This is a genomic window from Pseudomonas sp. McL0111, assembly GCF_052567255.1.
On the sequence record NZ_CP199585.1, the window covers coordinates 1,267,784 to 1,289,617 of the forward strand.

General features: G+C 58.9%; 20 protein-coding genes. 2 read left to right on the plus strand and 18 right to left on the minus strand.

Features of this window, described 5'->3' with window-relative positions; genetic code table 11:
- Positions 1 to 61: 61 nt before the first annotated feature.
- Genes ACTWLJ_RS05760 through ACTWLJ_RS05770 form a run of 3 tightly spaced genes read right to left on the minus strand, consistent with a single transcriptional unit; the run spans position 62 to position 5,276 of the window.
- Positions 62 to 3,115, minus strand: a complete 3,054-nt coding sequence (locus ACTWLJ_RS05760; RefSeq protein ID WP_445180176.1) for an efflux RND transporter permease subunit — start codon at positions 3,113 to 3,115, stop codon at positions 62 to 64.
- On the minus strand, positions 3,112 to 4,176 hold the full coding sequence (locus ACTWLJ_RS05765) for an efflux RND transporter periplasmic adaptor subunit (protein WP_445180177.1): 1,065 nt from the start codon (positions 4,174 to 4,176) through the stop codon (positions 3,112 to 3,114). Before ACTWLJ_RS05765 ends, ACTWLJ_RS05760 begins: the two co-directional genes overlap by 4 nt.
- The gene (locus ACTWLJ_RS05770; protein ID WP_445180178.1) at positions 4,173 to 5,276 is read right to left on the minus strand and encodes an efflux RND transporter periplasmic adaptor subunit; all 1,104 of its coding nucleotides are present in this window, start codon (positions 5,274 to 5,276) and stop codon (positions 4,173 to 4,175) included. Before ACTWLJ_RS05770 ends, ACTWLJ_RS05765 begins: the two co-directional genes overlap by 4 nt.
- Before the next feature lie 287 nt (positions 5,277 to 5,563).
- On the opposite strand from ACTWLJ_RS05770, the gene ACTWLJ_RS05775 reads away from it, so the two are divergent.
- Positions 5,564 to 6,760, plus strand: a complete 1,197-nt coding sequence (locus ACTWLJ_RS05775; protein ID WP_445180179.1) for an AAA family ATPase — start codon at positions 5,564 to 5,566, stop codon at positions 6,758 to 6,760.
- A 114-nt stretch (positions 6,761 to 6,874) separates the two neighbouring features.
- On the opposite strand, the gene ACTWLJ_RS05780 is transcribed toward ACTWLJ_RS05775, so the two are convergent.
- The 15 genes from ACTWLJ_RS05780 to ACTWLJ_RS05850 form a co-directional block, all read right to left on the minus strand.
- The gene (locus ACTWLJ_RS05780) at positions 6,875 to 7,756 is read right to left on the minus strand and encodes a transporter substrate-binding domain-containing protein (protein ID WP_445180180.1); all 882 of its coding nucleotides are present in this window, start codon (positions 7,754 to 7,756) and stop codon (positions 6,875 to 6,877) included.
- On the minus strand, positions 7,753 to 8,550 hold the full coding sequence (locus ACTWLJ_RS05785; protein WP_445180181.1) for an amino acid ABC transporter ATP-binding protein: 798 nt from the start codon (positions 8,548 to 8,550) through the stop codon (positions 7,753 to 7,755). Before ACTWLJ_RS05785 ends, ACTWLJ_RS05780 begins: the two co-directional genes overlap by 4 nt.
- The gene (locus ACTWLJ_RS05790; protein WP_401210952.1) at positions 8,547 to 9,206 is read right to left on the minus strand and encodes an amino acid ABC transporter permease; all 660 of its coding nucleotides are present in this window, start codon (positions 9,204 to 9,206) and stop codon (positions 8,547 to 8,549) included. The genes ACTWLJ_RS05785 and ACTWLJ_RS05790 overlap by 4 nt, the downstream gene beginning before the upstream one ends.
- Positions 9,187 to 9,852: an amino acid ABC transporter permease gene (locus tag ACTWLJ_RS05795; protein WP_445180182.1), complete on the minus strand. Its 666-nt coding sequence runs from the start codon at positions 9,850 to 9,852 to the stop codon at positions 9,187 to 9,189. The genes ACTWLJ_RS05790 and ACTWLJ_RS05795 overlap by 20 nt, the downstream gene beginning before the upstream one ends.
- A gap of 629 nt (positions 9,853 to 10,481) precedes the next feature.
- On the minus strand, positions 10,482 to 11,279 hold the full coding sequence (locus ACTWLJ_RS05800; protein ID WP_102354711.1) for a MetQ/NlpA family ABC transporter substrate-binding protein: 798 nt from the start codon (positions 11,277 to 11,279) through the stop codon (positions 10,482 to 10,484).
- Positions 11,280 to 11,446: 167 nt separating this feature from the next.
- Positions 11,447 to 12,379, minus strand: coding sequence for a sigma 54-interacting transcriptional regulator (locus ACTWLJ_RS05805; protein WP_401210947.1), 933 nt, complete (start codon positions 12,377 to 12,379; stop codon positions 11,447 to 11,449).
- A gap of 56 nt (positions 12,380 to 12,435) precedes the next feature.
- Positions 12,436 to 13,017: an alpha/beta hydrolase gene (locus ACTWLJ_RS05810; RefSeq protein WP_445180183.1), complete on the minus strand. Its 582-nt coding sequence runs from the start codon at positions 13,015 to 13,017 to the stop codon at positions 12,436 to 12,438.
- Positions 13,018 to 13,240: 223 nt separating this feature from the next.
- Positions 13,241 to 13,642 carry an ExbD/TolR family protein gene (locus ACTWLJ_RS05815; RefSeq protein WP_003220570.1) on the minus strand — a complete coding sequence of 134 codons (402 nt, stop codon included), beginning with the start codon at positions 13,640 to 13,642 and terminating at the stop codon, positions 13,241 to 13,243.
- Between the two features lies 1 nt (position 13,643).
- Complete coding sequence (locus tag ACTWLJ_RS05820; protein WP_401210943.1) at positions 13,644 to 14,369, minus strand: MotA/TolQ/ExbB proton channel family protein; 726 nt, start codon at positions 14,367 to 14,369, stop codon at positions 13,644 to 13,646.
- Between the two features lie 44 nt (positions 14,370 to 14,413).
- Entirely contained in the window at positions 14,414 to 15,223 is an 810-nt protein-coding gene (locus ACTWLJ_RS05825; RefSeq protein ID WP_445180184.1) for an energy transducer TonB, read from the minus strand.
- 274 nt (positions 15,224 to 15,497) lie between these two features.
- Entirely contained in the window at positions 15,498 to 15,833 is a 336-nt protein-coding gene (locus tag ACTWLJ_RS05830) for a hypothetical protein (protein ID WP_445180185.1), read from the minus strand.
- Between the two features lie 22 nt (positions 15,834 to 15,855).
- Complete coding sequence (locus tag ACTWLJ_RS05835) at positions 15,856 to 16,215, minus strand: hypothetical protein (protein ID WP_445180186.1); 360 nt, start codon at positions 16,213 to 16,215, stop codon at positions 15,856 to 15,858.
- Between the two features lie 162 nt (positions 16,216 to 16,377).
- Entirely contained in the window at positions 16,378 to 16,704 is a 327-nt protein-coding gene (locus ACTWLJ_RS05840; RefSeq protein ID WP_445180187.1) for a hypothetical protein, read from the minus strand.
- A 190-nt stretch (positions 16,705 to 16,894) separates the two neighbouring features.
- Entirely contained in the window at positions 16,895 to 18,238 is a 1,344-nt protein-coding gene (locus ACTWLJ_RS05845) for an aryl-sulfate sulfotransferase (RefSeq protein ID WP_445180188.1), read from the minus strand.
- A gap of 23 nt (positions 18,239 to 18,261) precedes the next feature.
- Positions 18,262 to 20,622 carry a TonB-dependent receptor gene (locus ACTWLJ_RS05850; protein WP_445180189.1) on the minus strand — a complete coding sequence of 787 codons (2,361 nt, stop codon included), beginning with the start codon at positions 20,620 to 20,622 and terminating at the stop codon, positions 18,262 to 18,264.
- A 164-nt stretch (positions 20,623 to 20,786) separates the two neighbouring features.
- Between ACTWLJ_RS05850 and ACTWLJ_RS05855 the strand changes: the two genes are divergently transcribed.
- Positions 20,787 to 21,731 carry a LysR family transcriptional regulator gene (locus ACTWLJ_RS05855; protein WP_445180190.1) on the plus strand — a complete coding sequence of 315 codons (945 nt, stop codon included), beginning with the start codon at positions 20,787 to 20,789 and terminating at the stop codon, positions 21,729 to 21,731.
- Positions 21,732 to 21,834 lie beyond the last annotated feature (103 nt).

The following is a 21,834-nucleotide window of genomic DNA, read 5'->3' on the forward strand; positions in this document are numbered from 1 at the left end:
CTGCTGAAACACATCTCCCTGTGGGAGCCAGCCTGCTGGCGATGAGCGCGAAGCGCTCGCTTTATGCCGCATCCTTCTTCGGCTCGCGAATCTTGTACCAGGCCACATACAGCGCCGGCAGAAACAGCAGCGTCAGCAACGTCGCCACCACAATCCCGCCAATCATCGCGTACGCCATCGGCCCCCAGAACACTTCCCGGGCAATCGGGATCATGCCCATGCTCGCCGCCGCTGCGGTCAGCAGGATCGGTCGGCGCCGATGCTCCGTCGCCTCGACCACCGCATCCCACGGCGCATAGCCCTTCTTCTCGAACTCGTCGATCTGCGTCACCAGAATCACCGAGTTGCGGATGATGATGCCGATCAGCGCCAGAATCCCGAGGATTGCCACAAAGCCCATCGGCGTACCGGTCGGCACCAGCGCCAGCACCACGCCAATCAGCCCCAGCGGCGCGACACTCGCCACCAGGAACATCTTCTGCACGCTGTGCAGCTGGATCATCAGGAAGGTCGCCATCAAGAACAGCATCAGCGGCAAGACCTTGGCAATCGGCCCTTGGGCCTTGCCGCTTTCCTCGACCGTACCGCCCGTGGCGACTTTGTAACCCACCGGCAGTTTGGCGGCGAAGGCATCAATCGACGGCTTGAGCAGTTTCACCAGATCGGTCGGCTGAATCTCATCACGCACCGAGGCCTTGATGGTGATGGTCGGCAAACGGTCGCGACGCCACACCAGCGGTTGCTCCAGTTCATAACGCACGGTGGCGAATGCAAGCAACGGAATCGAGGTGCCGCCGGGTGTAACGATCTGCAGGTTCTGCAGGGTTTCCGGCGTACCACGCTCGGAATCCACTGCCCGCCCGACCACGTTAATCAAGTAGATATCGTCATCGACCTGAGTCAGTGGCGAGCCGCTGACGATGCTGTTCATCAGGTTCGCCACGTCTTCCGACGACAGCCCGAGTTGCCGCGCCTTGTCCTGTGCGATGTCGATGCGCAGGACTTTGCCCGGCTCGTTCCAGTCGTAAATGATCTCGCCGATGTGCTGGTTCTTGTCCAGTTCGGTGGCGAGGTCGATGGCGTGTTTGCGCACCTGATCGATGTCCTTGCCGCTGACCCGGTACTGGATCGGACGCCCTACCGGCGGGCCCATTTCCAGTGCCTGCACGTAACTGCCGATGCCGACGAAATCCTTGTGCAAGCGTTCGCGCAGGCGCTGACTCAAGGCTTCACGGGCCTCGAAGTCTTTGCTGACGATCACCAGTTGCGCGTAGTACGGGTTCTGCAACTGCTGGTCGAGCGGCAGGTAGAAACGGATCGCACCCTGACCGATGTAAGTGCTCCAGCGCACGATGTCGGGGTCGCCCTTGAGCGTCGCTTCGAGCTTGTCGACGGCTTTTCGGGTTTCGTCGATAGAGGCGTTTTGCGGCAGGTTCAGATCGACAAGAATTTCCGGGCGATCCGAGGATGGGAAGAACTGGTTCTGCACAAAACGCATGCAGAATATCGACAATGCAAAACACAGCACGGTGATGCCGATGGCCCACCAGCGATTGCGCATGCACCACAGCAGACCGCCGTTGAACGCCCGCCCGACACGCCCCGGTTCGGCCGCATGGGGTTTGAGGTTGGTGCTGAGGATGTGCACGCCGATGACTGGCGCGAAGAACACCGCCACCACCCACGACACGATCATCGCCACCGCAATCACCGCGAACAGCGTGTAGGTGTACTCACCGGCGGAGCTGGCGTTGAGGCCGATGGGCACGAAACCGGCGACGGTCACCAGCGTACCGGTGAGCATCGGGAACGCCGTGGAGGTGTAGGCAAACGTCGCCGCCTGCTCCTTGGTCTCGCCCATCTCCAGCCGCGTGACCATCATCTCCACGGTGATCATCGCGTCGTCCACCAGCAGGCCGAGGGCGATGATCAGCGCACCGAGAGAAATCCGCTGCATGGTGATGCCACTGTATTCCATGAACACAAACACCATCGCCAGCACCAGCGGAATCGAGCACGCCACCACCAGACCGGCACGTACGCCAAGGCTGATGAAGCTCACCACCAACACGATGATCACCGCTTCAAACAGCGCACTGGTAAAGCCGCCGACAGCTTCTTCTACCACCACCGCCTGATCGGAAACGGTGTGTACGCCGACACCTACCGGCAAATCGGCGGTGAGTTGGTCGATGCGTGTGTGCAGGGCTTTACCGAACTCCTGAACGTTGCCGCCCTTCTGCATGGCGATTGCCAGACCGATGGCCGGCTTGCCGTCGAAGCGAAATTCCGGGGTCGCCGGATCGACATAACCGCGACGAATTTCGGCGATGTCCGCCAGACGATAGAAGCGATCATTGAGCTTGAGATTGACCTCGGCCAGATCCTTCTCCGAGGCAAACTGCCCGGAGGTGCGCACCGAAATCCGCTCAGGTCCGGCCTCAATCACACCCGCCGGAGTCACGGCGTTCTGCGATTGCAGGCTCTGCACCACTTGTCGCTGATCGATGCCCAGCGCCGCCAGTTTGCGCGTGGAGAAGTTCAGGTAGATCACTTCATCCTGCTGACCGATCATCTCGATCTTGCCCAACCCCGGCACGTTACGAATCTCGGCCCGCGCCTGCTCCACGTAGTCGCGCAACTGGCGCATCGTCAACCCGTCGGCGGTAAACGCATAGACCGATCCGTAGACATCACCGAACTCATCGTTGAATCCCGGCCCTTGAATCCCTTGGGGAAACTGGCCGCGAATATCGTCGATCTTCTTGCGCACCTGATACCAGATTTCCGGAATGTCCTTGGCGCTGGTGGTGTCGCGCAAGTACACGTACACCGTCGATTCGCCGGGGCGCGTGTAACTTTTCACATAATCGAGCGAGTCGAGTTCTTCGAGTTTTTTCTCGATGCGGTCAGTGACCTGCTTGAGGGTTTCTTCCTGGGTCGCGCCGGGCCATTTGGTCTGGATCACCATGGTCTTGATGGTGAACGACGGGTCTTCTTCGCGGCCAAGATTGAAATAGGAGAACACGCCCATAAGCAGCGCGACGAACATCAGATACCAGACGAATGACTGATGCTTGAGGGCCCATTCGGATAGGTTGAAAGAGCCTTTCATTGACTGTCCTCGTCGAGTTTCACGGCTTGCCCGGGTTTGAGACTGTTAACGCCGGCGCTGACCACGCGCTCACCGTTTTTGACGCCACCGGCCAGCACCACGGTGCTGTCGTTGCGGCTGACCACGCTGACGTCACGGGGGCTGACGGTTTTGCTCTGGGTATCAATCACCCAGATGCGCGGTTTGCCATCGACCTCTTGCAGCGCCGTCACGGGCAGTTCGATACGCGGTTTGATCGCCGAACTGAGGGTCACACTGATCGCCGTGCCGAGACGAAAGCCTGGCGGTGTTTCAGTCAGCGTCAGGCGGGCGCGACGGGTGCGTGTGGCGCTTTGTGCCTGTGGTTCGATTTCGCGGATGATCGCTGTGGTGTTGATGCTCGGATCGAGTTGCGCGGCCACCAGAAACACCACATCGCTGGGGATCTGATCGACCAGGGTGTCCGGCAGATCGATCACCGCTTCCTTGATGTCCGGTTGCGCCAGCGTCACCACTTGTTGGCCAGCAGTGACCACCTGACCGGCCTCGGCGTTCCAAGCGGTGACCACAGCTTTGTGGTCGGAGCGCAGTTCGGTGTAGCCGAGTTGATCCTTGCTCTGATTGACCGCCGCCCGCGCCTGATCAAGCGAAGCCTGGGTGGTTTTCAGGTCGGTGTTGGCGATGTCCAGTTGCGCCTGCGCGCCGACACCGCGATCAAACAATGCCTGTTGGCGTCGCGCATTGGCCTGGGCGTTGATCAATTGCGCTTCGATTTTTGCCAGATCACCCTGCGCCGAACGCAACTGGTTCTGCTGATCGGACGGATCGAGGGTGGCGAGCAGCGTGCCCTTTTCCACCTCGGCGCCGACATCGACGTTACGACTGGCGATACGCCCGCCGACACGGAAACCGGTGTTGCTCTCGTAGCGCGCCTGAATGCTCCCGGCGAAGCGCCCGAGGGTCTCCTCGTTCAACGCTTGAACCTTGATCGACAGCACTGGACGCACCGGTTCCGGCGGCGGCTCGCTTTTCGAACAAGCGGCCAACAACAAGCCGACGGATAACAGCCCCAAACGCTTCATGGCTGTGCTCCCGGCTGCAGATCCTTGTAGGTGTTTTCGGCAATCTCGACTTTCATCCCCGGGTGCAATAGTTGTCCGCCAGCGACGATGACTTTCTCTCCACCGTTGAGGCCTTCACTGATGATGACCTTGCCAGTCAGGTAACGACCGACCGTGACCGTGTGCAATTGCGCCTCGCCCTTGTCGTCGACCATCCACACCGCCGGATCACTGATGTTTTTGGTCAACGCTGACCACGGCAACTCCACCGCCGATTTACCGCTGCCCTTGGCGGTGGCGCTGACCACCGAACCGAGCTGCATGCCCGGCGGCAATTTATCGAGAGTGACTTTGACTTGCACGGTGCCGGACTGCGCCGAGACCGATGGGGTGATCTCACGCACGGTGCCGGTGGTTTTGATCGCCGGGTTATCCAGCAGGCTGACGACTATCGAGCGATCCGCAGGACGCTCGGCCAACAACGATTCATAGACGTTGAATACCGCGTCACGGTCGCCATCGCGGGCCAGGGTGAAAATCGGCGCGGTGGCCTGTACCACCTGACCGACTTCGGCCTGACGCTGGGTAATCACACCCGGCGCATCGGCGATCAGCGAGGTGTAGCTGAGTTGATCCTTGGCATTGGCCAGTTGCGCCTGCGCCGCGCTCAAAGCACTTTGGCTGCTGCGCAACGCAGCCTGGGCGGAATCGTATTCGCTCTGGCTGGTGTAACTCTTGGGCAAGAGTTTTTGCTGACGCACAAATGCGGCGGCAGCCTGTTTGACCCGCGCCTGTTCAGCCACGACCTGGGCTTGCGCGGAATCGACGTTGGTTTGCAGATCCTTGGGATCAAGTTTGGCCAGTACCTGTTTGGCGCTGACGCGGTCACCGACATCGACCATGCGCTGGATGATCTTGCCGCCGACGCGGAACGACAACTCGGTCTGCACCCGCGCCTGTACATCACCGGTGAGGGTTACGGAAGCCGCGTAGTCCGCGGGTTTGACCACTTGCACAAAGACCCGTGGCAGGTATTCCGGAGGGGGCTTTTTATCGCCGCAAGCGCTGAGTAGCACCAGCAAACTCAGGCCCATCATTGTTTTCAAACCGGGACTCGCCATGCAGACTCCTTCCTGTGTACGAACGTGCAAGTGACGATACGACTGTGAGCTTAGAACAGGGTTCCGGCTTCGCTCGCCTGATCCGGATATTTCCCCTGCGACGCCCCCCTGTGGCGAGGGAGCTTGCTCCCGCTCGACTGCGCAGCAATCGCAAGCCTGCTGATATTTTTTGAAGTTGAAACAGCGCGCCGGACCTTTTGGGGGCGCTGCGCACCCAGCGCGAGCAAGCTCGCTCGCCACAGAGGTTGATGCGCGGCACACTAGCGCTTCCGGCAAAGGAAACGCCCATGCTAAAAACCCTCGCGGTGGCCAATTACCGCTCGATCAACAAATTGGTGATCCCGCTGGACCGGTTGAACCTTATCACCGGCCCCAACGGCAGTGGCAAGTCCAATCTGTACCGAGCGCTGCGCCTGCTCGCCGAAACCGCGCAGGGCGGAGTGGTCAATGCGCTGGCCCGTGAGGGCGGGCTGGATTCGACCTTCTGGGCCGGGCCGGAGACCATCAGCCGGCGCATGCGCAACGGCGAAGTACCGATCGAGCCGACCGTGCGCCAAGGAGTGAAGCGTCTGCGGCTGGGGTTTGCCGGAGAGGATTTCAGTTATTCAATCAGCCTGGGACTGCCCGACTCCAACGGGCACTTCATGCTACCCGAGCATTCACGGCCGATCCCTTCCCGCTTCAGCCTTGATCCACAGATCAAACGCGAATGCATATGGGCCGGGGCAAATTACCGCCCTGCCAGCCTGCTGGTGGACCGCGATGGCCCGATGATCCGCGCCCGCAACGAGCGAAAATGGGACGTGCTGGCGCAACATACGCCGAACTTCGACAGCCTGTTCGATCAGGTCGGCAGCCTGCGCAGTTCACCGGAAGTGTTTCAGATGCGCGAGTTCATCCGTCGCTGGCGCTTTTATGATCACTTTCGCAGCGACGCCGACGCCCCGGTGCGCCAGCCGCAACTGGGGACGCGCACGCCGGTGCTGCACCACGACGGGAGGGATCTGGCCGCGGCGTTGCAGACCATTATTGAAATCGGCGACGGCGACGCGATGCGTGCAGCCATTACCGATGCCTTTCCCGGTGCGCGACTGCACATCGAGGCTCAAGCGGGTGGACGCTTTGCCATCGAGTTTTTTCAGGAAGGATTACTGCGGCCGCTGTCAGCGGCAGAATTGTCGGACGGCACCCTGCGTTACCTGCTGCTGGTCGCGGCACTGCTGACACCCCGTCCGCCATCGCTGATGGTGCTGAACGAGCCGGAAACCAGTCTGCATCCGGATCTGCTGCCAGCGCTGGCACGCTTGATCATCCGCGCTTCGCAGGAGTGCCAGGTGTGGGTGGTGTCCCATGCACGGCGATTGATTTCGGCATTGCAGGAAGACCCGGAATGCAATTGCATCGTGCTGGAGAAGACGCTGGGACAGACCGGCATCGTCGGCCAGCGAATCCTGGACGAACCCGCATGGAATTGGCCTGACTGATAGAACAGCTGAAAAGATCACAGCCTGCGGCAGTTCCTACATTTGGAATGCATTCCCCTGTAGGCGTTGACGAAGGCTGCGATCTTTTGATCTTCAATCAATGATCACTGCCGATCACCCCTGCCACTTGCCCCCTTCAACAATCACGCTCTCAGGCTTGGTGTCATCGCTCAGTTCTTTACGCACATATTGGTCGTACAGCTTGAGCAGATACTTCTCTTCACCGAGCTTGGTCAACTCGGTATTCACCCAGTCGCGCAGCTCGATATTGCCCTTCTTCACCGCCGGCGCAATCGGCGCCTCGGCACCCAGTTTTTGCTCCAGCACGCGATAACCCGGGTTCTGCTTGGCCCAACTGAACAGCACCAGATTGTCCTGCGCATAAGCATCGCCGCGCCCTGTAGCCAGCGCCTGCAACGACTCGGAGTTTTTCTCGAACTTCAGCAGTTTCCAGTCCGGGTGATTCTTGGTCAGCCAGAGGTCGGCAGTGGTGCCGGTGGTGACGATAGTGGTGCGAGTCGCCAGGTCATCGAGATTCTTCACCGAGCTGCTTTGTGGCACCAGCGCCTGCACCGCAACCTTGAGGTTCGGGTTGGTGAATTCCACCGCTTCCTTGCGCTCCGGGGTCACGGTCATGTTGGCGAGGATCAGATCGACCTTGTCGCTTTGCAGGAACGGAATCCGGCTCGCCGGTTCGACCGCAACGAATTCGACTTTATTCTCATCGCCCAACAGGTCCTTGGCGAAACGCCGGCCGATGTCGGTATCGAAACCAACGTAACGCCCCGCCTCATCGACGAAACCGAACGGTGGTTTGTCGGTGAACACGCCGACGATCAGTTTGTCGCGGGCCTTGATCTTGTCCAGATAACTCGCAGGCGCAGCGCTTTCACTGGCAACCTTTGGCTTCGGTATGTCTTCGGATTTGTTGCAGCCGGCCAGCAGCGCGAGCCCCAGCAGTGGCAGGAAAAACAGGGATGTCTTGGCAGTTTTCATAGCAGTTCCAGTTCCTTGGTGTGAGTCGTTTCAGGCAAAGCTCTTGAAGGGAAAGCTTCGACGTAGGAGAACTTCTCCAGAAACTGCTGCGCGCGTGCGGTTTGCGGATTCGTAAAGAAAATCTCGGGCGGGTTCTGTTCGAGGATGCGCCCGGCATCCATGAACACGATGCGATCAGCCACGGCACGGGCGAAGGCCATTTCGTGGGTGACAATCAACAGGGTCATGCCCTCGCGGGCCAGCCCCTGAATGACTTCCAGCACTTCCTTGACCATCTCCGGATCAAGGGCGGCGGTGACTTCGTCGAAGAGCATGACCCGTGGGTTCATGCACAACGAACGGACGATGGCGATGCGTTGCTGCTGACCACCGGACAGCTGACGCGGGAAGGCGTCGCGCTTGTCCGCCAGGCCCACGCGTTCGAGCAAGGCTTCGGCTTGCTGCTGTGCTTCGCGGCGCTGGCGCTTCTGCACCTTGAGCGGGCCGAGCAGCAAATTGTCGAGCACGCTCATGTGCGGAAACAGGTGATAACTCTGGAACACCATGCCGATCTGCTGACGTACTTCGCGCCAGTCGGTGTCCTTGCCCAGCAGTTCGCGGCCGGCAAATTTCAGGCTACCGCTGTGCGCGACTTCCAGGCCATTGAGGCAACGCAGCAAGGTGCTTTTGCCACAGCCGCTGGGGCCGAGCACTACCACCGTTTCGCCGGCCTTCACGCTCAGGTCGATGCCGTTGAGCACCTGCTGCTCGCCGAAGAATTTGTTGAAACCCTGAAACTCGATCAATGCGCTCATGCTTGCGTCCAGCGCCGCTCCAGCACGCGCGAAGCGGCCGAGAGCGGGTAGCAGATGAAAAAGAAAAACAGAAACAGTGCGCCGTAGATCAGCACCGATTCGTAGGTGCGTTCGATGATCTGCTGGCCGACCTTGATCACATCGACCACGCCGATCAGCACCGCCAGTGAGCTGGTCTTGATGATCCGCGTGTAGACGTTGATGGTCGGCGGCGTCATGCGTTTCAGCGCTTGCGGCAGCAGCACGTAGCCGTACAGTTGTGGCGCGTTCAGACCGATCGACAGCCCGGCCTCACGTTGCCCACGCGGCAACGAATGCAGCGCGCCGCGTACCACTTCACCGACTTCGCTGGCGCCCCACAGCGACAACACCAGCACCGCGCACCAGAAGCTCGGGAGGCTCAGGCCGAAAAAGATCGGCAGCCCGAAGAACAACAGGTACAGCCAGACCAGCACCGGGATCGCCCGAAACAGTTCCAGATACACGCGCAGAATCGTGTTCAGCCATCGCACGTTGAGTGTGCACAACACGCCATAGAGCACGCCGCCAATACTGCTGATGGCGATGCTCAGCAGCGAGATCGACAAGGTTTGCCCGGCGCCTTTTGCCAGTTGCGGCAACGACACCCAAAGCAGTTCAAGACCCGAACTGGCCATGCTGAAGCCTCCTTTCCAGACGGCTGAGCAGCAGCGACAGCGGCAAGAACAGCAGCACGCAAATCAGCGTCAGCACGGCGAGCATTTCGTAGGTTTTGTAGTACAGCGCGATGTAACTCTTGGTGGTGTAGAGAATCTCCGGCACCGCCACTGCCGAAACCACAGTGGTTTCCTTGAGCAGGAAAATGAAATTGGCAAACAGCGATGGCAAGCTGAGGATGCCTGCTTGCGGCAGGATCACGTAGCGCAGCAACTGGCCGTGGGACAAGCCAATCGAACGCCCGGATTCCAGTTGCGCCTGCGGCACTGCATCAACACCGGCGCGCAGCACTTCGGTGAGATAGGCGCCGCCAAGGAAGGTCATGGTGATGATCGCCGCAGTGAACCCGGAGACCTGAATCCCCAGCGCCGGCAAAGCGAAGTAGACGAAGAACAACTGGATCAGCAGCGGGGTGTTGCGCGCCAGTTCCACATACAGGCCGACCGCACGTTGCAGGTAAGGCGTGCGGAACACCAGGATCGTCGCGTTGAGCAACGCCACCAGCAGCGACGTACCGATGGCGATGAAACCGACCTGCAGCGTCACGCCCACGGCTTTTAAAAACGCCGGCAGGGTGCTGAGGATAAAAGCGTAATCGAAGGTCATGAAACATCCTGGACGTCGCTCGATAAGCGACGTTGGTGCAGTCCATGGACAGCGGGTAACTGTCCGGCAGGCACCGACTTTAAAGGTATAAAAAGAAGAATTTAAATACCGTTAAAGCATATTGATATCACCCAAAAAACTATCTTGTGGGTTTGCTGCGGCAAAGGAAGAAGGCTATGTTCCTTTGCGCTGTAGGAAGGATCTTTTTTTCACGAAAGCCCTCCAAGGACGAACAGCTTTTGGCCAGACTCCGGCCAAACCATCACAAGGAAGAAAACATGGCTGACGTAAAAGTGCCGCAGCGACTGGACCCGCAGGACATCGTGAAATTGCTCGTGGCGTTGCGCCGGGCGTTGAAGTCCAGGGTGGCCTGAACGTTAAAGATCTGAATCTCGCATTGTTTTGTGGCGAGGGAGCTTGCTCCCGCTCGGCTGCGCAGCAGTCGCAAACCGATCAACTCGATATCTCTGATCGATCGCAATGGGAGTCCTTCGGCCTCCAGCGGGAGCAAGCTCCCTCGCCACAAAATCATTCACAAGCCACAAATCAGGCACACACAAAAACGCCGATGACTATCACTAGCCATCGGCGTTTTTTCAAACCTTGAAGGGGTTCGCTATAGCGTCAGATCAGAACGCCGGCAGTACCGCGCCGTTGTATTTTTTCTCGATGAACGCTTTGACTTCCGGGCTGGTCAGGGCTTTGGCCAGTTTCTGGATGGCGTCGCTGTTCTTGTTGTCCTCACGGGCAACCAGGAAGTTCACGTAAGGCGAATCTGCACCCTCGATCACCAGTGCATCCTTGGTCGGATTCAGCTTGGCTTCCAGCGCGTAGTTGGTGTTGATCATGTCCAGGTCAACTTCGTTCAGAACGCGTGGCAGCAGGGCCGATTCCAGTTCCTTGAACTTGAAGTTGTGCGGGTTCTTGGCGATGTCTTTCGGCGTGGCCAGAGCGTTTTTCGGGTCTTTCAACTCGATCAGGCCAGCCTTCTGCAACAGGATCAGGGCACGGCCGCTGTTGCTGCCTTCATTCGGGATGGCGATGGTTGCGCCGTCTGGCAGTTCAGCCAGGGTTTTGTACTTCTTCGAGTAACCACCGAACGGTTCAACGTGTACGCCTTGCACGGTCACCAGGTACTTGGACTTGTCGTCCTTGTATTTGCCTTGGTTGAAGCTGTTCAGGTACGGCAGGGTCTGGAAGTAGTTGGCGTCCAGACGCTTCTCGCCAACCTGCACGTTCGGCTGCACGTAGTCGGTGAAAACTTTGATTTCCAGATCCACGCCTTCTTTGGCGAGGGTCGGTTTGATCAGTTCGAGAATCTCGGCGTGCGGGACCGGGGTCGCGGCAACGACCAGTTTCTCGCCGGCCTGGGCCAGGGAAGCAGTCAGAGCAGCCGCCAATGCGGTAAACAACAGAACCTTTTTCATGCAGTGTCCTTATCGAGAATCACGGTCGTCACCGACGACGGCATTTAATACGAGTGCCAGTGAAGTGCTATCGCTGGCGTGAAGCGGACAATACCGGGATTTTTTATTCCCGGACAATAACGTTTATTCACCTTCATATTCCATTTTGTTCATACAGGACAAAATGCTTACAGCGCCTGACTCAAATTAATCAGCAGATCTTTCAACGCCTTACGCTCGGCAACACTGCCACCGACGTTAATCTGCGCCACCAGTTTTTCGATCTGAACCTGCGGCCCAGACACCTCCGGCAGGTTCAGATGCTCCGGCAGAATCTCGTCCCCCGTACTCACCAGCAGCGCAAAGTGAATGACGTTTTCCAGCTCGCGGGTGTTGCCCGGCCAGCTGTGTTGTTCCAGTACGTGTTGCGCGGCTTCGCTGATCAACGGCACGGGCAGATCCAGGCGCTGGCTATAGATGCCGAGAAAATACTCAGCCAGCGACAGGATGTCGCCGATCCGCGCGCGCAGCGCCGGTAATTCCAGCTGCCCTTCGCTGAGGTAGTGATAAAGCCGTTCATGGAATTTCCCGGCGTCCACCGCTTGCGCCAGATCGATGCTGGTCGCCGCCACCAGGCGCACATCCACCGGACTCGGCTGATGCGCACCAACGCGGGTGACTTCATGGTTTTCCAGGGCTGCGAGCAATTTGATCTGGATCGGCAGCGGCAGGTCGCCGATTTCATCGAGGTACAAGGTGCCGCCATTGGCTGAGCCGAACCAGCCAGCACGGCTGCTGGCCGAGCCGCTGTAACTGCCGGCGGCGTAACCGAACAATTCGGCATCGGCGTAGGTTGGACTGATCGCACCGCAATTGACCGAGACGAACAGGCCGCTGCGATCACTGGCACGGTGAATGTGCCGGGCGAGCAATTCCTTGCCGGTCCCGGTCTCGCCGCGAATCAGCACCGAGATCGAACGCGGGGCCAATTGCTCAAGCTCTGCGCGCAACTGGCGCGAGCGTGGATCAACGAACACCAGCGCCTTGGCGCGAATGCTCAGGGGGCTTTTTTCCGCATCGGGAAAGGTCAGCAACGGCTGACCGAAAATTTCGAAACTCATGGCAGACTCCCGCCCTGAACCGCCGGGAGACGGGGGCGATCAAAAATCAAAAGGGTTCAAGCGCGACGCCGGGCGTGTTGTTCCATGCGGTTTTGCAGGCGATAGAGATAAGCAAAACCCTGCTCCCAGCGCTGATGCCCGGACTTCACGTTGATGTGCCCGGCACCGGCAAGAATCCCCGCCTCGGCACCCCAGTTGCGCGCCAGTTCCAGCGCTCGCGGCGCACTGACGGCAGCGTCGTTATCGGAACTGACCACCTGGCTCGGGAACGGCAAAAGGTCGCTGGGGATCGGTGCAAAATTGCGCAACGCCGGGGCGCAGGCCGGACGCTCGACATCGGCAGGCGCAACCAGTAACGCGCCGCGCACTTGCCGCAGATATTGCACCGGCGCGGTAGCCGCCCAATGCGCAACGGTGACGCAGCCGAGGCTGTGCGCGATGAGGATCACTGGCGTGCTGTCGGCGGCAATCGCCTCGGCCAGCGCCGCGACCCAGTCTTCACGTCGCGGCGTCAGCCAGTCGTCCTGCTCGACGCGCGCGCTGTTCGGCAGGCTGTTTTGCCAGTGGGACTGCCAATGATCTTCTGGCGATCCTTGCCAGCCCGGCACAATCAGATAGCGGATTGATTCGTTGCGCATGGGGGAGCTCTCCTGCTGCGTGTCTGTTCTGTGTCGAGTATAGGGACGGGATTTATATTCGTTAAGGAATAAGAAGCTATTTATTAAGACCCGAAAAGCATATATCGCAATCCCCTGCCGCAGCTCTTACAGGGATAGAGGGTTCAGAGTTGGGCGTTTTTCGAGAAATAAAAAAAGGGCCGCACCCTGCCAAGGAGACGGCCCCGGAAAATCGAAATTTCAGTCACCGCGCAGTGATCACCGACAACTTGGTAATCCCTGCCCGTTCAATCGAAGCCATGGCTCGCGCCACTTCGCCGTAGTTCACTCCGTCATCAGCCTGCAATTGCACGCGCACTTCAGGGTCTTTGGCCTTGGCCGATTTCAGGTTGAATTCCAGCAGGTCCGGCTGGATTTCATCCTTGTTGATAAACAGTTTGCCGGCGCCGTCGATACTCACCACCAACGGGTCCTTCTGCTCGACCGGGGCCACTGCCTCGGTCTTCGGCAGGTTGATCGGAATCGCGTTGGTCAGCAGCGGTGCGGTGACGATAAACACCACCAACAGCACCAGCATCACATCCACCAGCGGCGTCACGTTGATCTCGCTGAGCACCTCGTCACTGTCTTGCGTGGAGAAGGCCATATCAGGACGCCTCCTTCACTTTCTGCCCGTTACCTTGAGCCGCGACTTTGTGCGCGGTCGGGTGGATCAGCACACGGAACGAACTCTTCTGCGCCAGGCTGTAGAAGTCATGGGCGAAATCATCCAGGTCCGCCGCCGTCAGTTTCAGACGACGCAAAAAGTAGTTGTAAACCAGCACCGCCGGCACCGCGACCGCGATCCCCACGCCGGTTGCGACCAGTGCCGCACCGATTGGCCCGGCGACCGTTTCCAGACTCGCCGAACCCGCAGCGCTGATGCCTTTCAACGCTTCCATGATTCCCCACACCGTGCCGAACAAACCAATGAACGGCGAGGTACTGCCAATACTCGCGACCACCGCCAGACCGGTTTCCAGCGAACGTCGCTCACGGACGATCTGCTGACGCAGGGCGCGTTCGAGGCGATCCTGATGGTTGATCGCCTGGCTCAGGTCCGCCGTCTGCGGCGCCTCGCCCACCTGGATTGCCGCATAACCAGCCTGCGCCACCCGAGCTGCAGCGCCGGGTTGGGTTTCGCTCAACTCGGCCGCGGAATCCAGACTCGACGCCGCCCAGAAGCGTTTATGAAATTTGCGATCCTGTGCTTTCAGGCGACCAAACTGCACAGCCTTGAGCAGTGCCAGTCCCCAGGTGGCGACGGAAAAAACCACCAGCAGCCAGATCACCGCGCTTTCGATGGATTCCAGTGGAGATGCCAGTAACGTCATGATGTGTTCCCTCGTGTAAACGTTTAGCGCGAATAGGTTTCGGTTTAATGAATCTTGAAATCGATGGGCACGCTGACCCAGCCGTCCTGGGCGACATCACCCTGCTTGGCCGGCACGAAACTCCAACGCTTGACCGCGCTTAGCGCCGCATCGTCGAGCTGCTGCCGACCACTGCTTTTCTGAATCTGGATTTCCCCCGGCTTGCCGCTGGCCAACACATGCACTCGCAGCATCACCGTGCCTTCCCAACCGCGCCGCTGAGCCAGCGACGGGTATTCCGGCGCCGGATTTTTCAGGTACGCGGCATTCGCCGAGGCCGGAGTCACTGGCGCTGGCGCGGGTGGTGCGGGTGGCGCTGGAGCAGCGACCGGAGCTGCCGGTTGTGGCGGCGCCGGAGGCTGCTCGACAGCTTTCGGCGCGGGTTTCGGTGGGGGTTTAACCACTGGTTTGGGTTTTGGAATCGGTTTTGGTGGCGGCGGTTTAGTCGCCAGTTCGTCCTCCACCGGCGGTGGCGGTTCGACCACAGGTGCTGGCGGCGGTGGCACAACGACCGGAGGCGCTGGCGGTGCCGGGCGCGAAAACTCGATGGTCATCGGTGGAATTTCCGGCGGTACGATTGGCAGCGTCGGCGTCGGTTGCTGGTTGATCCAGTAGATCACCGCGCCATGCGCCAGCAACGCCAGAACACCGAGCAAGATCGATTCGCGGCGACTCAAAATACCTTTGGGCGCACGCTGCAAACGCAACTGCCCCAACGGCAGGCGATGCGGCCGGCCGAGATCGACCAATTCGCCACTCGGTGCGTGGCGCCACAGCACCTCCTGTGCACTGGCGGCGGTCTGGACATTGCCCATTGATTCACTCCCTGCGGTCTCTTTGCGAAGTACCCGCCCGGCCGCCGCGAAAATCCCCCGGGCGACCGGTCGTTGAGGTGAATCATTGGAGTAATCGCTTATCTCCGAAAGTAACTTTTGCTGATTTGTTTAGATCTTTAGAGAATAAAGAAAGCAATCAATTTGCGCCAGACCGCGACCAGCAAGGGCTAGCGCCCGATGTGAAATTTACAATGCTTTTCAAGCATGAAAAATATTCGGCGAAGGCATGTGAAAACCGCGGTTTCAAGGCTTTTCACGGGTTCTGTCGGACCAGTTCCAGTGCTGTCAAAGCAACGCTTCCAGGTAGATCGGCGCCAGTCCCCATTGCCCTGAGTCGGCCAAATCGTTGATCCGCCGAGAACAACACCCACGCCTGCACGTTTCCATCCGTCATGCGTGTGCTGAAGGTGATCGTGACAGCGCCAGTTGAAAAACCATGTTTGAAATGAAAGTTGCCGTAGGCAAGCGGGTAATCAATTCCGGACAGCGACAGCTTTCCGGTGAAGCTTCCTGTGCGCTCATCACCCCCTGTGAGGGTCAGCGTGGTATCGGAAGGTCCGTGGCGATAAACACCGTTGATAGCAGTCATACGCAGCATCCTTGCTTGAATGTTATTGAGGTGTCGAAGCGTCGGCTGAAACCGGGCTGCGGGAATGACGGACGAAGTCACCGGGCAAACTGCTGACCGTCCCGTCGTAGGTGACACGCACGCAATGCCCCGTGAGTTCGTGGGTGCCCCGGCTTGGAGAGAACAGTGACAAGGCGAAATAGCCATGATCTTCATGGGCTGCGACAAGCGTGACCACGGTGGGCGGCCGATAGCCGTTGAGGCTGGCATAACGGCCATCGACGATGCCGTAGTTGATGCCTGCGTGATGCAGGGTGCCGCCGAACAGGCCGGTGCGGTCGTCGGAATCGACAATCGTCAGCGAAACACCATTAACGGTATTGGAATAAAGCGAGTTTTGCATGTAAGCGTCCTGAACAGTTGATAGAGTTCGCTGCGAGCTTAGAATCAAACACGAGTAAACTCTGTCATCCATCGCCAATATGACTTACATGAAAAAGACTTACTTAATGTAAGAAAAAGCCGCCACGCCAAAATAGTGTGACGGCTTTTTTATGACCTTATATTACTGTTTAACAAATTCTCCGGCCACTCCTACGACATCACCATCAAAATTTGTGCGCGAGCCCGCCGCACGAACTTTCGAGTAGTTGTGGTCCGGCGAAAACAGCGTCCAGGACTGATAGCCTGTACCATCATTCAGGGCCGTGAAAGTGATGATCGTAGGCTGCCCGGTGCTGTTCTGGAAATGGTAGTGCCCGTAAGGGATATCGTAATTCACGCCGTTCTGGCTGAACTTGCCGCTGAAGGTGCCGTTGGAGTCGTTGCCATCGGTGATCGTCAACTTGGCACCAGCGTTCGCGTTTACATAATTGCCATTAATGCTCGACATAACGAGATTTCCTTTATCGTTGAATTAAGTGTCTTCCGATGAGAGCAAGTTTCCTCCTGGAAACTCACGTCACAGAGAATGGTTCGACATCCAACTCTTGTCCACGTCAGTTACTAACGAAATTGCAATAAGCACTGTTCAACTCACACATAACTTATCGCCAATCCTTCGAGCATTAATTCCATTTAAACTAACGACTCACACTGGTTTGCTGCGCACCCGCGACAGGCGCAATGACCGCCGTTTCCGAGCGCGGCGTTCCGGCCGGAACCCAGTCATAACTCACTGGTAGCGCGCGATAGACCCAGTTGCTGATCGCATCGCTGCCGGGCGCTTTACCCAGATACGGACTGACGTATTCCCAGACGTTTTCGCCACTGGCCGTGACCTGGAAAAACCTCCCGTTCATGCCTTCATCGATCAACGTGTTGCCGTTGGGCAAACGGCGAGCACTGCTGATGAACGAACTGTAAAACGCCCAGCCCGGCTGTTTGGAATTGGCGGCGCTGTACTGCCAGACGACTTCATTTTTCAGCGGATCGATCTCCAGCACTCGTGAACCGGAAATCAGCCCGAGAGTGACGTTCGGATAACCCGCCGAACCCTGGTTGTCGAACACCAGCAGATTGCCGGCGCCGGGCAATCCGGCCGGGATGATGTGCGCATCATGCTGACCGACAAACTGATCCACCGGTCGCGGCAATGTCTGCGCGGTTTTCGGGTTGCTCAACGGCAGATTCGGCCCGAGGCGCCAGACCACTTTGCCGCTCTGCTTGTCGATGATCGCAATGAAGTTGGCGTTGCGTGAATCGAGCAGCAAGTTGTCCGGATTGAAGCGTTTGTCCCCCGCATCGAACCACTTGTTCGGCCCGACCAGGCTGAGGTTGTTGATGTGCAGGTAGTCAGGATTGTCGCTGGCGCGCACCAGTTTCAACTGCTCAGGCGTGAAGCCGAATTCGTTCAGGTGTTCCGACGCCAGCCACTGCCATTTCACCGTCCCGTCAGGGCTGACCTCGTAGATCGCATCATCAATCACCTCGGGCACTTTGAAGCCTTTGACCTTGTGTACCTTGTTCGCCAGCACCACAGTGTTGCCGTTGCTCAGCCGGCGCTGATCATGATGCTGCTGCGCAGCGCCACCGGGGGCCTTGTCGCCCCACTGCCAAATCACTTTGCCGTTCCAGTCGAGTTCGCCGACGCTCTGATTGCCCAGACCGTTGCCGGCCGAACCGAGCTTGCCCGGGTCTTTTTCACTGAGTTGCAACAACACATGCCCGCGCTCGCCACCGACCAGTTTCGGATCAATGATCGCCGAAGGAAAACCCGCTTGCGCCCAGGTTTTGACTTCGTTGCCGTTCATGTCGATCAGGTGCGTTTGTTTATCGGCGCCGCTGAAAATCACGTACTGGTTGAATGCTTTGTTCGGGTCGTAACGGGTGACGCCAGTCGGGTAGACGCTGGGCGCGGCGAAGGCGCCGGTACTGAGCACTGCGCCGGACAGCAGCAGCGGTAAAGCGGACTTGATGGGCAACATGATGCAGCTCCTTGAATGACGAATCAGAAGTCGTAACGGCCAGTCACACCGAGAGTCCGTGGCGTGCCGAGCAAGCCTTCGTAACCACCGTTGCCGCCGGTCCACAGGGTTGTGTAGTAGGTCTTGTCGAAGGCGTTTTTCAGCCAAAGCGAGACATCCCACTGCCCCTGATTGAAATCGCCGCGCAGACCGGTGGACAGGTTGACCACCGCGTAGCTCGGGATCTGCCCGTAGTCGGAATCCTCGACCGTGCCTACCGCTTTCGAGCGGAACGCGTAGCTGCCGGTGACGTAAGGTTGCAGACCGTTAGCCAGATTCCATTCGTATTTGCCGTTGGCGTTGCCGATCCATTTCGAGGCGCCGACCACTTGGTGGCCGCTCAGATCGCAGGACGCAGGAGCCCCCGGTGCCTGGCTGACTTCCGGTGGGCATGGCGCATCTTTGTACGAGAGATAACTGACGTCGTTGTACGAGCCGTTGAAGTTCAGCGTCAGGCCACGCAGCGGAATGATCGTGCTTTCGAACTCGACGCCGCGTGAGCGCACCGAACCGGCGTTGGTCAGGTATTGCACGCGGTTGACGTCGTCGTAGGCGTTAGTCTGGTAGGCGTTGACCTGAGTCCAGAACACGTTGGCGTTGAGCTGCAAACGGCGATCCCACAGCGTGCTCTTGAAGCCGAGTTCGGCGTTGTTTGCGCGTTCGGTGCCGATCAGCAACGAGTCGGCGCCAGCCGTGGGTGCTGAACCGACCACCAGATTGACCCCGCCGGACTTCTCGCCGTGGGACAAGGTTGCGTAACCGAGCAGATCGTCAGTGATGCGATAGCTGACGTTGAGCAACCCGGAAGGACTGGAGCTGTACTGATTCAAATCGCCGGAATCGTAGGCACCCGCGCGACCACGTCGCGCCGTGGCGGCTGCGCCCGTGACGGCCGCGCCACCTTGCGGGTCATCACGATTGACCCAGGCGTTTTTCTCTTCGTAGGTGCCGCGCACCCCGGCGGTGAAATCCAGGCGTTCGGTGAGGTGCCAGGTGCCTTGGGCGAACAACGCAAAACTGTCGGTCTTGATATGGCCGTTGCCGACGCTGTTGACGTTGGCCAGCGCACCGCGCGGCGTGCCGTTCCAGATGTCGGCTTGCGGGCCGTAATAGGCGAAGGATTTGTTATCCAGATCCGAACCGAAGTAGTAGGCGCCAAGCACGTAATCGAAGAACTCGCCCTTCGGCGAGGCCAGACGAAATTCCTGCGAATACTGTTTGTCCTCCACCGACACCCCGGCGTTGTAGGTCGCCGCGACGTTGAGACCGTCGTCGTTACGCGGGGTGAAATTCCAGAAGCGGTATGAGCTGATCGAGGTCAGGGTGAAATCGCTCGGCAGCGTCCAGTTGGCTTCGACCGAAGTACCGCCCTGATGCACGGTGACGTGCTGGTCGTTGTCGAGATTGACCTTGCGATGCGAACCGTTGACCAGCGTTGCGCCCGCAGCCGCTGCACGCGACTGGTACAAATTGACGCCGTTGATGGTCGGCCCGGTGTTGTACAACACACGGGTGCCGGCGCTGGAATCCTCTTCGTTGTAGTCGCCAATCCAGCGCAGATTGAAATCTTCGTTGGGCTTGAACAGCAACTGCGCGCGGAAGCCATCACGCGAGCCGCCGTTCAAGTCATGGCCGTTGTATTCGTTCTTGATGTCGCCATCGCTGCGGGTGCGATAAGCCGAAAAGCGTCCGGCCAGCTCATCGTTGAGCGGCCCGGAAATCGTGCCCTTGGTCTGGAAATATCCGTCCTCGCCGACCGAGGTTTCAATGCTGCGCTCGGGGGTGAATGTCGGTGCGCGGGTGCTGATATTGATCACCCCGGCGGTGGTGTTTTTGCCGAACAACGTGCCCTGCGGTCCGCGCAAAACCTCAAGTTGCTCGATGTCCATCAAGTCGAAAACCGCCATCCCCGGACGACCCAGATACACGTTGTCGATGTACAGCCCAACACTGCCCTCCAGCCCATCGCTCGCCGGGTTGTTGCCCAGGCCACGAATCGACACGCTGGACTGCCGCGCATGCATGTAGGCGACGTTGACGCTCGGCACCAGTTGCTGCAAATCCTGAATCCGGTAAACCCGTTGCGTCTCCAGCGCCTGACCGCTGAGCACGCTCATCGGCGTCGGCACATCCTGCGAACTTTCTTCGCGGCGGCGGGTGGTGACCGTCACGGTTTCCAGCTGCGAACTGTTGGCGGCCGGTTTGCCCGCTGGGACTGGCGCCGGGGTTTCGGTGTCGGCGGCGTAGCTGTGAGTCCAACTGGCACTCCCGGCCAGCAACAGGGCCAGAGGCAGGCGTTTGAGCCGTCGTGGCGTTAAGGGTGACGCGAGGTTCAACGGACTCATGGGCGGCTCCTGGTGGAAAAACACACAGACATCTTTTGCTCTGCATATTCTTTAAAGTTATTTATTTATGTTTTTACAAAGATTTACTGCATAAGAGATTGCCTTTATAAGGAGTCGACCTAATGCATATCCAATGCATTTCCCGGATATTTTTTATGTGAAAAATGCATATCGACTTGCGTCAGCTCCGTCACTTCATTGCCCTCGCCGAACAACGCAGCTTCGTCGCTGGTGCGCAGGCGGTGAACCTGTCGCAATCTGCGTTCAGCCGCAGCATTCAGGCGCTGGAACACAGCGTCGGCTGCCAGTTGATCGACCGCGGGCGCAAGGAACTGCCACCGACCAAACAAGGCCAGGTGCTGCTCGAACACGCGCGGCGACTGGTCAGCGGTGCGCAGCAGATGGCCAACGAGATCAGCCAGTTCAATGGCCTGGAAGCGGGCGAGTTGCGCTTCGGTTGCGGTCCGGCACCGGCGGCGGGATTGATCCCTCGCGCCATCGGCGCCTTTATCGGTCGCTACCCGAAAGCGCGGGTGCAGTTTCAGGTCGATGACTGGCAGACGCTGAGCAAGCGACTGCTCAGCGAAGAGTTCGAATTTTTTGTCGCCGACACCCGGCACTTCGAGGCCGATCCGGATTACCAGACGCATCGCCTGCGCCCGCGCAAATGGCATTTCTGCTGCCGCGCCGGGCACCCACTGGCCGGATTCGAACGGGTCAGCGCCGCGCAATTGATGAGTTATCCAATGGCGGTAAGTATTCGTCCGCCGAACCTGCGCAAGGTCATCGTCGACCTCAGCGGCCGTCCGGACTTCGTCCCCAACGTGGAATGCGAAAACAGCGCCAGCCTGCTGGGTGTGGTGCTGCGCTCGGATGCGATCGGGATTGTCGGAGCGTATTCAGATGCGCTGCACCGGGCCAAGGGTGAGCTGGTGTGTTTGAAGGTTGAAGGCTTGGCGGATGATCTGGAGGAGCTGTATACGCGCTACGGGATTGTCAGTCGGGCCGGGTATCGGTTGTCACCGTTGGCGGAGGCGATGATTGCGCAGATCAAGGAGGTGGATGCGCTGGATGAGGAAGTTTGTTCACTGGAGAATCTTGCCGTCTGAACCAGCGCTATCGCGAGCAGGCTCACTCCCACAGGGGAACGCATTCCAATTGTAGGAGTGAGCCTGCTCGCGATGAGGTCCACTCAGGCGCCGATGCAATCCC